The organism is Eubacterium sp. LMAG:50, from assembly GCF_008680265.1.
Classification (GTDB): Bacteria; Bacillota; Clostridia; order Lachnospirales; family Lachnospiraceae; genus Eubacterium_U; species Eubacterium_U album.
Map to the genome: position 1 here is coordinate 381964 of NZ_NALP01000006.1, position 13416 is coordinate 395379.

At 32.0% G+C, this 13416-nt stretch carries 11 protein-coding genes and 1 pseudogene; all 12 read right to left on the reverse strand.

The features are described 5' to 3' along the window. Positions 1-31: 31 nt before the first annotated feature. The 12 genes and pseudogenes from CCC31_RS04525 to CCC31_RS04580 all read right to left on the reverse strand — a co-directional run bounded on the left by CCC31_RS04525 (position 32) and on the right by CCC31_RS04580 (position 13367). Positions 32-1216: an acetyl-CoA C-acetyltransferase gene (locus tag CCC31_RS04525; protein ID WP_022087875.1), complete on the reverse strand. Its 1185-nt coding sequence runs from the start codon at positions 1214-1216 to the stop codon at positions 32-34. Between the two features lie 309 nt (positions 1217-1525). Next, on the reverse strand, positions 1526-4054 hold the full coding sequence (locus CCC31_RS04530; protein WP_290849936.1) for a transglutaminase-like domain-containing protein: 2529 nt from the start codon (positions 4052-4054) through the stop codon (positions 1526-1528). A gap of 129 nt (positions 4055-4183) precedes the next feature. Continuing rightward, positions 4184-5278, reverse strand: a complete 1095-nt coding sequence (locus CCC31_RS04535) for a DUF58 domain-containing protein (RefSeq protein ID WP_290849938.1) — start codon at positions 5276-5278, stop codon at positions 4184-4186. 10 nt (positions 5279-5288) lie between these two features. Continuing rightward, positions 5289-6236 carry a MoxR family ATPase gene (locus tag CCC31_RS04540; RefSeq protein ID WP_117909631.1) on the reverse strand — a complete coding sequence of 316 codons (948 nt, stop codon included), beginning with the start codon at positions 6234-6236 and terminating at the stop codon, positions 5289-5291. A 50-nt stretch (positions 6237-6286) separates the two neighbouring features. Then, on the reverse strand, positions 6287-6856 hold the full coding sequence (locus CCC31_RS04545; protein WP_290849941.1) for a chromate transporter: 570 nt from the start codon (positions 6854-6856) through the stop codon (positions 6287-6289). Next, positions 6853-7407 carry a chromate transporter gene (locus tag CCC31_RS04550; RefSeq protein ID WP_022087870.1) on the reverse strand — a complete coding sequence of 185 codons (555 nt, stop codon included), beginning with the start codon at positions 7405-7407 and terminating at the stop codon, positions 6853-6855. Before CCC31_RS04550 ends, CCC31_RS04545 begins: the two co-directional genes overlap by 4 nt. Positions 7408-7644: 237 nt before the next feature. Further along, positions 7645-8679: pseudogene (locus CCC31_RS04555) on the reverse strand (branched-chain amino acid aminotransferase); the annotation flags it as partial. A gap of 447 nt (positions 8680-9126) precedes the next feature. Beyond that, a complete protein-coding gene (locus CCC31_RS04560; protein WP_022087868.1) occupies positions 9127-9921 on the reverse strand; it encodes an alpha/beta hydrolase-fold protein in 795 nt (264 codons plus the stop codon). Between the two features lie 109 nt (positions 9922-10030). Next, on the reverse strand, positions 10031-10252 hold the full coding sequence (locus CCC31_RS04565; protein WP_022087867.1) for a phosphopantetheine-binding protein: 222 nt from the start codon (positions 10250-10252) through the stop codon (positions 10031-10033). Positions 10253-10307: 55 nt separating this feature from the next. After that, complete coding sequence (locus CCC31_RS04570; RefSeq protein WP_290849943.1) at positions 10308-11795, reverse strand: class I adenylate-forming enzyme family protein; 1488 nt, start codon at positions 11793-11795, stop codon at positions 10308-10310. A 28-nt stretch (positions 11796-11823) separates the two neighbouring features. Then, positions 11824-12582, reverse strand: coding sequence for an ABC transporter ATP-binding protein (locus CCC31_RS04575; protein ID WP_290849945.1), 759 nt, complete (start codon positions 12580-12582; stop codon positions 11824-11826). After that, on the reverse strand, positions 12582-13367 hold the full coding sequence (locus CCC31_RS04580; protein WP_022088351.1) for an ABC transporter permease: 786 nt from the start codon (positions 13365-13367) through the stop codon (positions 12582-12584). Before CCC31_RS04580 ends, CCC31_RS04575 begins: the two co-directional genes overlap by 1 nt. Positions 13368-13416 lie beyond the last annotated feature (49 nt).

Sequence of the window (13416 nt, forward strand, 5' to 3'; positions counted from 1 at the left end):
AATCCATCATCTGCATTTCATTTATTTTTTATTAGTCACGTTCAACGATTGTAGTACATCCCATACCACCACCGATACATAATGTAGCAAGACCCTTCTTAGCGTCTCTCTTCTGCATCTCGTGAAGTAATGTAACAAGGATACGGCAACCTGAAGCTCCAACAGGATGTCCAAGTGCGATTGCACCACCGTTTACGTTTACTTTGCTCATGTCGAATTTTAAGTCTCTTGCAACTGCTACAGACTGTGCTGCGAAAGCTTCGTTAGCTTCGATTAAGTCCATATCATCGATTGTCATATTAACTTTTGCTAATGCTTTCTTTGTAGAAGCAACAGGTCCAACACCCATGATTGATGGATCAACACCACCAAGTGCTCCTGTTACGAATGTAGCCATTGGTGTAACACCTAATTCTTTAGCTTTTTCTTCGCTCATAACTACAACTGCTGCTGCACCATCATTAATTCCTGATGCATTACCTGCTGTAACTACTCCATCAGGCTTACCTGAGCAGCATCTTAACTTGCTAAGAGTTTCAACTGTTGTTCCAGCTCTTGGTCCTTCATCTGTATCAACGATGATTGTCTGTTTTCTTGTTTTAACTTCAACAGGAACGATTTCATCTTTGAATTTTCCTTCAGCCATAGCCTTTTCACATTTCTGCTGTGAGTTAGCTGAGAATTCATCTAATTCTTCTCTTGTAAGTCCCCACTGATCAGCTACGTTTTCAGCTGTAATCATCATATGGTAATTGTTAAATGCATCTGTTAAAGCATCATTAACCATTGTATCAACAACTGTTCCGTTGTTCATTCTGTAACCAAATCTAGCCTGTGGTAAAGCATATGGTGCCATTGACATGTTTTCCATACCACCTGCAACTACGATATCAGCATCTCCTGCCTGAATCATCTGTGCTGCCATATTTACACAGTTAAGACCTGAACCACAAACAACGTTAACTGTTACAGCTGGTGTTTCAATTGGAAGTCCTGCCTTAAGTGCTGCCTGACGTGCAACGTTCTGTCCAAGACCTGCCTGGATAACACATCCCATATATACGTGATCAACCTGATCAGCTGGAACGCCTGCTCTGTTAAGAGCTTCCTTAATAACGATAGAACCTAAAACAGGTGCTGGAGTTGTGCTTAAAGCTCCACCCATTTTACCAATAGCTGTACGGCATGCGCCTGCAATAACTACTTTCTTTGACATGATAAATATCCTCCATATAAAATAATTTAATTACGCGTCGCTTTTGTAATATATATTCTAAGTAATCCCTTACGACACACTCTTGTTCAATGATAACATAGGCCAATATATCTTGCAATAAACCGCATTTAAAATATATGTAAAATTTGTGTGAATACCATTAATTCACGCAGTTATCCCTATGTCCACTGAGATTGTTATAATTTTAACAAATTATATTTTCTTTGTCTAGTGAAATATAAAAAATTAGGTGAAAAATATCGAATTTTTAAATAATTAAAGGAAAAACATTTCTATAGTTTATAAAATTTACATTCCTTTAATTCTAAGCCAAATTAGTTTACCATATCTATTATCTTTTTTCATTTTCTTAATTAATTTATTTCTAAAATTAATATAAATAAAATATGCTTTTTTCTCATCTTCACTTTCTATCTTTTTATCAGAAAATTTTTCTTCCAAAGCCTTTTTGTATAACCAGTTCCACTCTTCTTTATTCACAATATCCAACTCATTCATTATATATTCAAATTCATCATATTCAATTGTCTGTTTATTCAAATTATTCTTCTTGTTTATATTTGATTCTTCTCTGTTTCCTTTATTTAAACTTCTAGCCTTCACATTTATTGGATTTGCACCACTTAATGTTTTTCTTTTTAAATTATTTTTGCCTGCGCACATTCTTCTTCCAACGCAATAAAGATAAGTATACGCTTCAACAGCAGACATATTTCTGCATTTTCGTAATTTTTTCTTCTTTAATGCATTAAATTCGACAAATAAAATCACGACTGCAATTATAACTAGCAACATAATGCCAACCATCACTTTTCTATTTCCGTTTATGTTTGTATTATCACTATTTTTCGTGTCACTCTCATTTGAATTTTCTAAATCAGTATTTTTCTTTTCATTGCTTTGTGTCTCATTAACCTGTTTTTGTAAAGTTGTTGCTTCTACAATTTTATTAGTTACATTTTCATTCTCTTTTTCTTCCGGGCTATTAACAGATTCAGCTTCAGTTAAGGATGTGTCAGCTATTGTATGATCTTTAACAACCCACCCGATATATGAATTCAACACTTCTGTCCATGCATGCGCCATCTTATCTGTTACAACTGCCGTATAATGTCCATTTTTATCTCTTTCAAATGCACTCGATGGGATTGCGAATCCTTCCACATATCTTGCTGGGATTCCACACATTCTATACATTAATGTTGCAGTTGTAGCAAAATGAACACAAAATCCTTTTCTGCTCTCTGTCAAAAAATACTCTGATACATCCTGCCCTGACGGAGTCTTTCCCGGCATTAAAGTATATTTAAATCCATTTGAAAATAATTTATCAATATTACTTGATACATCATCTATATTGTCAGAATATATCTTACTTTTATATTCTCTTATTTTACTCAATTTGTCCGGAATCTGCTCATCTACAATTTTCGCCACTTTGTTTTCATAAATTTTCCAGTCTTCAAAATCACTACCATAATCCATCTCATCTAATGCCATAGCATCTTCCATTGGAAAATAATTATATTTCTGATATGTTTTTGAATTCTCTCCACTTATAAAATTTAGATTTCCATGTCCATTCACCGTATCATCATCTGTGACTTTTGCATAATATGGTACAAATGCAATATTCTTACATTCTGCAAAAACATCTAATGTTGCAATTTGTAATGCTGCCGGCACTCTTGAATGATTTATTCTATTGTAAGTTTCCCCATATATTCTTTTTCGGTTCTCAGCTTCTTTCATCAATCTATAGCCACTAGAATCTTTTTCTAAATCAGATAAACTAAACTCACTCCATTTATTGTTTTTATAAGTTTCACCCACAAAATTTTTAATATAAAACGTTCCATCAGGCATTTGAGTTAATGTTACTTTAATCATTTTTGTTCCTGTAATTGTACGTTCACTACTATTATTCAAATTACCATTTAAAACTATTTTATCATTTCTAAATGGTCCTCCAAAAAATGATAATATTTGTGTTGGCAATTCCTTAAGTTGAAAATTCTGAATACTTGATTTTGCCTCTAAATATTGAATTTCATTTATTTTTCTATTTTCTTTAATGTAGGATTTTGTTCCAAAAGCCAAACATATAAGAACAGTTAAAACTATCCCTCCGGCAACTATGCTCCCAATTGCATTTCCATATTTTTTCAAAACAAAATATAATCTATATACCATTACTCCGCCAATTATAAATAAGCAGTTTTCAGTTGATGGGAATGCTCCAACAGTACATGTTAATGCAATAGGAATTACCATAAATAAAGTAACCACGAAAAATCCTTTTTCCTTTTTTGTAATTAAGACAAATGTAATCGAAATCACAAAAATCACTAATGTTACAATAACCCAAAATTCCCAGTTATCTTTTACATTAGTTATTTCTTTTAATGACAAATATTTATTAATTCCTATTTTATTTAAATTTGAATAATCAAGGATATAATTTGAATTTAAAATATTATTATATTTTTTATAAATAGAATAATAGGCTTCAGAAATAGGCGAAATACCTCTTATAAGATGAGCACATGCAGCCTCAACATTTCTAAAAATACATATACCTAAAGTTACACCACTCATTGCTCCGATTATAAGCAGCCATTTATAAATATATCTAAAATAATACACACATATAAACGCAATAATTACTATAATTAATACAAATAATATTAATCTGTTTATATTTGCATTTATTTTAAATTCGTAAAAAATTGTATTAAAAAAAGTCACAATTAAAAAAGCTAAAATACTGATTTTAACACCAACACCTAGTATGTTTTTTTTATTCCAACCCTTCAATGCATTTTTCTCCATAATTTTATATAAGCCTTTCAACGAAATTTGCTAATTTTAAAATTAGTAATAAACTATTTTACTATTTTATTTTAAAACATAATTTAGACAATTTTATTAATATAAATTTGCTTTTTATACTTCAAAATATAATTTATCCCATTGTATTTTATTCTTGTTTTTCGTTATTCTAAGCTCATTATCATTAATTTTTATAATTCCATTAGATTTCATTTCTATGACAGTACTATAGTTTTCTTTTTCTAATTTATCATTTAATGCATAACTATTTTCTTCCTGCAGTTTGTGTACATCTGTAATCAATATTTCGTTTAGCATTTGGTATAAATTTTCCAATGATGTTATCTTAAAATTAACTGTTTTCAATCTTTGTCCGTCATACCATGAAACCACATTGTTGCATTTTTCCTGAAGCAGTGAAAATGAAATATCGGTTGCAATTTCTATTGATTCAATTATGCTTTTTTTATCTTTGCTATTGCCACAGAAATCAACCCATATCAACACTGCACACCCTTCAGGTTTTCCCCTTTCTTTAACAAGAAGCTTGTCATTTTTTGCTGATAGTTTCCAATGTATATCATGTATTGAATCCTGTTCTCTATATTCTCTTATCTGATAAGTTTCTAACGGATCATCTCCCGATTCATATGTAGAATAATAGTCCGCCTCAGTTATAAATTTTCTTGTACTTTGTTTTACCTCTACATTTACAAGTTTTAATTCCGGATATATTAATATATTTTCTTTCTCTTCGACTTTTTTCTTTAAAGAAAAAATGCCAAACCAATCTAGTACTTCATAACTGTCAAATGAGATAATTACGCTTCCGAACTGGTTAAACTCAACGTCATAATATATTTCATTCTTATTTTTTCCATTTGTTTTCCCACGTAATTTTATCTTTTTACTTTTTCCCGTAAATCTGTTTTTGACAGCTATATTTAGCACAATATTTACCGAAGGAATAAATGCTTTACTGCTTGTTTCAAATAATATTGAACATTTTTCATTTTTTTCTACAACAGGCTGCAAATTTTTCATTTGTACATTTACAAATAATTTGCACAAATTTATATAAATAACAGAAACCGGTAAATACACTATCTCCATAACAAGCATCATTCCTACTATCTCATCATCGTATAAGAAAAATAATATTATCGTAAGTAGAATCAAAATAATATACTCTATTAATCTTTTTATCATAGCGTCCTCTCTACTTATTTCTAACAATTGGTGCTTTAACCTGTGCCACTATTTTCTTTGTAATGCTTTCTTTTTTTACATTTCCTACTTTTGCTTTTGTGCTTAATGTAATTCGATGTAATGCAACCGGCTCAAATGCATTGCTTACATCCTTAGGAATAACATAATTTCTTTTGTCCATCCATGCTAATGCCCTGCTCATACCTGCAAGTGCAACTGTTCCTCTTGGACTTAAACCTGCTTTAAGTAATTCATCTTCTCTCGTTGCTTTTGCAAGCCTTGCAATATAATCAAATACTAAATCATGTATATAAATATCATTTATTTCATTTTGCATTGCAATAATATCTTCTGCAGTACAAACCTGTCTTACATTTTCTATTGGATTTCCTTTTTGTCTTCTTTTTAAAATTTCTACTTCCTCATCAACTGACGGATACCCCATGTGAATGCAAATCATAAATCTGTCTAATTGAGAATCCGGCAACGGTTGTGTACCCGCTGAGCCTTCCGGATTTTCTGTTGCAATTACAACAAATGGTTTCCCCGGACTTCTTGTAACACCATCTACTGTTATCTGTTTTTCTTCCATTACCTCTAATAACGCTGCCTGTGTTTTCGGTGATGTTCTATTTATTTCATCCGCCAAAAATAAATTACACATCAAAGCTCCTGACTGATATTTAAATAATTTTGTTTCGTTATCATAAATTGAAAAACCTACCAAATCTGACGGCATAATATCCGTAGTAAACTGTATTCTTTTCTTTGATATTCCCATTGCTTTTGCAAATGATAAAGCCATTGTTGTTTTTCCTACTCCAGGCATATCTTCTATCAAAATATGTCCACCGGCTAAAATTGCCGCAAATATATTATCTATTGCATCATCTTTGCCAACAACCGCCTGTTTTACCTGATTTAAAATTTCGCTTGCTTTGTCGTATAAATTTTCCATAAAACCCTCCTAATTTTTTATTTTAAGATTTAAACAATTAATTTGCAGTTCTACATTATTATGCTTTCTGCAAATTTTAATATAATGCCCAACAAGGCTCCAATACATATAATGATTACCGGATTTTTCTTTTTTATCGCCATAACTGCTGACGTAATAACTATTATTAATGATATAAGATTATCCGATGTTAATATTTTTGAAACTGAGTTTCCAACGGTAAATACATTTCCTGCAACAGATAAAACCGCTGCTCCGACAAGTCCTACGACTGCCGGTTTTATTCCGTTCATCACTGCAACAACGACTTTATTATCTTTAAATTTTTTATAAGCTCTTGCGACAAGAATAATAACTATGAATGATGGTAATGCTACTGCAAATGTACTGCAGAATGCTCCTGGTATTCCTGCGACCTCATATCCAACATAAGTTGACATATTAATTGCAAGCGGTCCTGGTGTAGTTTCGCTGATTGCAATAAAATCTACCATTTGCTTTGTGTCCATCCATTTGTTGCTAAGTACAAGTTCCTGTATCATGGGAATCATTGCATATCCGCCACCAAAGGTAAAAAGACCAATTTTGAAAAAGTTAATAAATAATTTTAAATATATCATTTATCTTCCCCTTTCCATGGTTTTGAATACACTATTCCTAATATTGCTGCTATTATAAGTACCATTATTGCATTAGCATTAAAAAATGCAACCAACAACAATGCCAGTCCCATTATTATATAGGCAAATACACTTTTATTGCATCCACGATAAACAACTCCTATCGCTTTTACAACTAATACTAAAACCGCCGCTCTTATTCCAACAAAAGCGTATTTTACAAGCATCATATCACTTATTTGTCTCATACACATAGCTATAATTGTTATTGCACAAAATGATGGAACAATCACTCCTAATGTAGCCATTATTGCTCCCGGCACTCCTGCGATTTTACTTCCTACAAATGTAGCAAGATTCACCATTATCGGTCCCGGAGTTGCTTCTGAAATTGCAACCATATCTGTCATTTCTTCTTCTGTAATCCACTTTTTCTGTTGAACCATGGAACGTTCAATCATAGGTAACATCGCATATCCACCACCAAAAGTAAACGCTCCAATTTTCATAAATGTTTTAAATATAGCAATACATTTGTCTTTATTTTGCATAATTTTCTATCTTCTCAGGTTACAACCTGTCACTCCTATTCTTTCGTAATTTAATTTTTATCAAAACTTCAAATTCTTACTATTGTATTCATACTTTGCTATTGCAACTTAAGTATATAATTAATCAAATTAATTATCAAGAAATAAAGTGGTCATTTAAAATCAAAAATGCAGCTGCAAACACTCGTCCACAACTGCATCTTTTAACTTGTATATTCTTTTTTAGATTATATACTTTTATTTAATTTCGTATAACCATCCTTCAGGAGCTTCAATTCTTCCCATCTGAATTCCTGTTAATGTATCGTACAATTTCTTAGTAATAGGTCCCATTTCTTCCATTCCACTTGGGAAACAGATTTCCTTACCATGGTCATTAATCTTTCCTACAGGTGAGATTACTGCTGCTGTACCACAAAGACCACATTCTGCAAAATCTTTTACTTCATCAAAATATACTTCTCTTTCTTCAACTTTAAGCCCTAAATAATGTTCTGCAACATACATTAATGAACGTCTTGTGATTGAAGGAAGAATACTGTTTGACTTAGGAGTAACTACTGTGTTGTCTTTTGTAACAAATATAAAGTTAGCTCCACCTGTTTCTTCAACCTTTGTTCTTGTTGCTGCATCTAAGTACATATTTTCGTCAAATCCTTCTGCATGGGCTGTAACGATTGCATGTAAACTCATAGCATAGTTAAGTCCGGCTTTGATATGACCTGTACCATGAGGTGCTGCTCTGTCAAAATCACTTACTTTGATTGTGATAGGCTTTGCGCCACCTTTGAAGTATGGTCCAACAGGTGTTGTAAATACTCTGAACTGATATTCTTCAGCAGGTTTTACACCAATAACTGATGAACTACCAAACATATAAGGTCTGATATATAATGTAGCACCTGAACCATATGGTGGTACATAATCTAAGTTAGCTTTTACTGTTTCTTCAATTGCTTTTACAAATCTATCCTGAGGGAATACCGGCATTTCAAGTCTCTTTGCTGAGTCTTCCATTCTCTTTGCATTTAAATCAGGTCTGAATATTACTACACGACCATCTTCTGTTGTGTAAGCTTTCATTCCTTCAAAACATGTCTGTGCATACTGTAATACACCAGCACATTCACTGATAACAACTGTTGCATCATCAGTTAACTGACCATCATCCCATTTACCATCTTTAAAATTTGAGACAAATCTCTTTTCTGTCTGAACATAACCAAAACCTAAATTTGACCAATCAATATTCTTCTTGTCCATATTTTTTTCCTCCGATTTATCTGTGTAATACTATCAGTAAGGATTGGTGCCCTGCAAAAGGCAAGTTATCTCTGATTGCTATTGCACTTTATTTAGTCTCGTATATACTTTACTCGACCCATAAGATAAATTTTACTCACAAATTATTTCAATGTCAACATTTGAATACTCATAAGACTAAATTTATTTTTATAATTTTGTCAAAAGCCCTTTAACTCTATGTTTGTTCTAAAACATCCTTGATTTTATTTAATATTTTATTTTGATTTTTCTGTATAGATATATTGATTATATTTAATATTACTGCATGACTAATTTCTGCAATACAATTATACAAATTATAATTCCTTTACGAGACACAAATTTAATTCATCGTCATTACAGCAATTTTCATTTAGTCCCAATACCTTTTTTCTGTATATGTCATTTTCCTAATTTCAATTTTTTTCATTATTTTTATACACCTTTACCCACAAAACTATTTTCACCTTCACCACCGGTAACATACATAAGAGCCTTATCTATTTCCCTAGACCACAATTGCCAATTATGTTCGCCGTGAGATAAATTGTAATAACATTTTACATGTAATTCTTTTAAATAATTAACAAATTCAGTGTTAATCTGTCTGAGTTCTTCTTCCCTGCCACATGAAATGTAAAAGAATGGTAATTTTTTTCCTTTCTTTAATTTCTCTTCAATTACATATTTGTAATTCTCGCTAAAATTACCCGGAACTGATTTTTCCTTAAAGACCTTATCAAACATTTGTAATTTGTAATAACCAAATTTTCCTTTATTAAGTTCATTGACTGATTTTTCATATAGGCATGCCGAAGATAAACCTATTACGGTGCCAAATGTATCACAATATTTTGCACCGTTTCTTATTGCACCATATCCTCCCATTGAGAATCCTGCAATAATGGTGTGTTCCCTGTCCATTGGAAGACTGAATTGCTTTCTCATTCTCTCAAGAAGTTCTGTGCCTACAAATTTTCCATAATTTCCAAATGCGACTCCATGATCTATGTAAAAACTGTTTCCACAGCTTGGAATTATAAATGCTACTTTATATCTATCAGCCATTCCCTGCACATCCATATTACTAACACAATTATTAGCATCACTTAACACTCCATGCAAAAAAATCATTACATATTCAGGCTTATTATTACAAGGCATAACTAGTTTGACTGTTGTGGGATGCATTAGTGATTGAGACATAAAATTATAATCAATAATTGCCATCTTTTTTCCTCTTTATATTAAACAAGCCAAGTTCAATTATTTTTATTTTTCATAAAAATAATTCGCTTGGCTCTTTTTGTTTTCCTTTTTCCTATTTTGTTATTTTAAATTACTGTAAACGCTTAATCATTTCAACTAAAGTATCTACATTCTGGAAGTTTTCTTCTGTCTTTTCTTCCATTGTGATTTCGATATCAAACTTATCTTCAAGTTCAGCAATTAATGCGATGATATCCATAGAGTCAAGATCTTCTGCAATATTTAGGTCTTCATCTTCAGCGTCAATTGCTGGATTAATCATTGCTAAAATTTCAATAACTTCATCTCTCATTTCATCTTCCTCCTCATGGCAATATTTTTATAAATATATATCTACCACATATTTGTTACTTATTCAATTCTTTTAATTTTTTTCTTATAATTTTTCCATTAAAAGTTCTTGGAATTTCATCTATAACTTCAAAAACTTTTGGAACTTTAAACGCTTCAAGCTTATTTAGCATAAATTTTGCAATTTCTTTCTGATCAAATTCGCATCCTTCATTCATTACGACAAAAAGTTTTGGTGCTTCACCTGTAATTTCATCTTTAATAGGAATACATGCGCAATCTTTGATTTTTTCATGCGTTACAACAACTTCTTCTATTTCCGTAGGAGCAATCTTTAGTCCACCCATGTTAATAACATCTCCTTTTCTGCCAAGAAGATATACGAGTCCATCATCTCCAACATATCCTAAATCATTTGTATAAATATTTCCATTCTCCAATGCCTCTTTTGTAATTTCAGGTTCTTTGTAATATCCACGCATATTCATGTCACCTTTAAATGCCATGTATCCCGGATTTTTAAATGATGCTTCAATCTCGTTTCTATTTTCATCCACAAAGAAAATTGTAGTATTAACTGTAGTTCTTCCGATACAGTTTTTCTTATCAGCATATTTATTAAATTCAAGGATTACTGTACACCCTGATTCTGTAGCACCATATGTGTTGTAAAGTCTTACAGTAGGAAACATCTTAGTTAATAATTCCTTATCTGCTTCTGACAATGGTGCTGAACCCATTTGAATATAATTAAACTGACTGTCATATGTTGCAAATCTATCTTTTGCAAATTTTAAAACCATATCTAATATTGCAGGAACAAATGTAATAGCTGTAATTTTATAATTATCAAGCAGCTTAAAGAAATCTTCCACAAATACAAAACCATCTGTCAAAATGGCTGTACTTCCATTGTACATTGCTCCATAAAATCTTCTAATTGCTAAAGAATGATTAATCGGAGTTGAAAGCAATTCCACCTCATCTTTGCCCATTTCAACGCTGTCTATAACATTTTGTGCAATAGCAATATCTGTCTTAAATGTAACTTCTATTCCTTTTGATTTTCCTGTTGTACCAGTTGTAAATAAAATTTCGGCCAACTGATTCGACTTAGGCATTTCAAATGTTTCTATTGGACTTGTCTTATCCGTCACAATTTTAAGCAATTCTTTTAAACTTATATTTTTCACATTTTCATTATTCACAGGTTTTTCTGCCACATAAACATCTGCCTCAACAAACCTCATAATTTCAAGAATTCTATCATCTTTTACTGCTTTTTCAAGAGGAAGATATGCAGCTCCTGCTAACTGTATTCCAAGTGCTGCCACAAGATATTCCACCTTCTGAACTCCTCTTATTACGACGATGGAATCCTTTCTTACTCCACTATTTTTCAAATATGTCGCTGCCCTTTGAATCATATCCCAAAATTCGCTGTAGGTTGCTGATTTTTTCTTATCCCCGGCACATAATTTATCAGGAGTTTCTTTCGCATGTATCTTTATTGCTTCTAAAATTGATGCTACTTCATTATTCATTATTGCTTTCTCCTCATATTGATTCTGATCATTTTTCTTTATTTTCTTCTGTTAATGCATTATTCAAATGCTCCCACAATTCTCCGTATCCTTCGCTTGCAGGTGTTACAGGTTTAGAAATCGGATTATCCATTTTTTCCTTAATTGTTCCATTTTTAGACATAACCATAATTTTGTTTCCAAGAGAAATTGCCTCCTGAATATTATGTGTAATAAAAATTACAGTCATTTTTTCCTTTTCCTTTATATGAAGTAACTCTGACTGCATTTTATTTCTAGTCATGGCATCTAAGCTGGCAAATGGTTCATCCATTAAAATAATCTTTGAGCCTAATGCAAGCCCTTTTGCAATGGCTACTCGCTGCTTCATACCACCGCTCAATTGATGTGGATAGTAGTTTTTGTACTGTGATAAATTTACTTTTTCTAAGTACTTTTCAGCTCTCTTTTTTCTTTCTTCCTTATCCTTCATTCCACCTACTTTAAGTGGGTATGTTATATTTCCTAAAACTGTTTTCCACGGAAATAACTGATTAAAATCCTGAAAAACCATAATTCTGTCAGGTCCCGGTTTTGTAACTTTTTCTCCGCTAACTTCAATCGTTCCTTCGTATCCTTCAAATCCCGCTATGCATCTAATCATTGTTGATTTTCCGCATCCTGACGGTCCTAATATACATAAGAAATCCTCTTCATTTAAATCTAAATCAATTCCTTTTAAAATTACATTTTGTGAATTATCGTATTGTTTTACCAAATTTCTGATTTTTAAAATATTCTTATCCATTATCTTGACATCCCCCATTTCTTAAATGTGTGATTCTCAATAGTTCTAAATACTCCGTATTCAACAACTAAACCAATTAAAATGATAACTAAAATTGTTGCAAATACTCCGGCGATATCCATATTTGTTCTTCTATCTGTAATGTAGTAACCAATTCCTTTTGAACCGCCACTTCCAAAAAGCATTTCTGCACTTATTAAACCTCTCCATGCTCTTGCCCATCCCATTTTTATACCTGAGAAAATTCTCGAAAGAGCTGCCGGCAAAAATACACCAAATACTAATCTTACAGGACTAAGTCCAATGTTTTCTCCTACTTCCAAATATAATTTTGGAACTGCATTAAAGCCATCTATAATACTTCTTGACATCGGCCATACAACTGAATGAATTACGATAAATATAATTGATGCATCTCCAATTCCTAACCAAAGAATTGCAATCGGTGTCAACGCAATACCCGGAATCAGGTCAAACATTGATACAATCATATTGTAAATAGCATAAAATGTATCACTTACAACTGCTAAACTTGAAAAAATAAGTGCCAATATTACACCTATTAAAAGACCTTTTAACATAAGCTGCATTGAATGTGCAACCATAGCTCCAAACCCATTTACCGTAAACGCATTCATAAATGCCTTACCTACACTTCTAAGTTCAGGGAATAAAAGTGTCTTACCACTTGGTTCAATTACGTTATAGTAATACAATTCCCACACTGCAAAAACTGCAACTATAAATACTAACTGTGCAATTAATCTCTTTGTACTTTTCTTCACTGCTTTTCCTGTTCCTTTCTACTTTCTTATGCTTTTATCCATATACGGT

Bases quoted from the DNA above. Each gene is read 5' to 3' on its own strand.
- CCC31_RS04525 (WP_022087875.1), bottom strand. From the start codon at position 1,216: ATGTCAAAGAAAGTAGTTATTGCAGGCGCATGCCGTACAGCTATTGGT.
- CCC31_RS04535 (WP_290849938.1), bottom strand. From the start codon at position 5,278: ATGATAAAAAGATTAATAGAGTATATTATTTTGATTCTACTTACGATA.
- CCC31_RS04540 (WP_117909631.1), bottom strand. From the start codon at position 6,236: ATGGAAAATTTATACGACAAAGCAAGCGAAATTTTAAATCAGGTAAAA.
- CCC31_RS04545 (WP_290849941.1), bottom strand. From the start codon at position 6,856: ATGATATATTTAAAATTATTTATTAACTTTTTCAAAATTGGTCTTTTT.
- CCC31_RS04550 (WP_022087870.1), bottom strand. From the start codon at position 7,407: ATGCAAAATAAAGACAAATGTATTGCTATATTTAAAACATTTATGAAA.
- CCC31_RS04560 (WP_022087868.1), bottom strand. From the start codon at position 9,921: ATGGCAATTATTGATTATAATTTTATGTCTCAATCACTAATGCATCCC.
- CCC31_RS04565 (WP_022087867.1), bottom strand. From the start codon at position 10,252: ATGAGAGATGAAGTTATTGAAATTTTAGCAATGATTAATCCAGCAATT.
- CCC31_RS04570 (WP_290849943.1), bottom strand. From the start codon at position 11,795: ATGAATAATGAAGTAGCATCAATTTTAGAAGCAATAAAGATACATGCG.
- CCC31_RS04575 (WP_290849945.1), bottom strand. From the start codon at position 12,582: ATGGATAAGAATATTTTAAAAATCAGAAATTTGGTAAAACAATACGAT.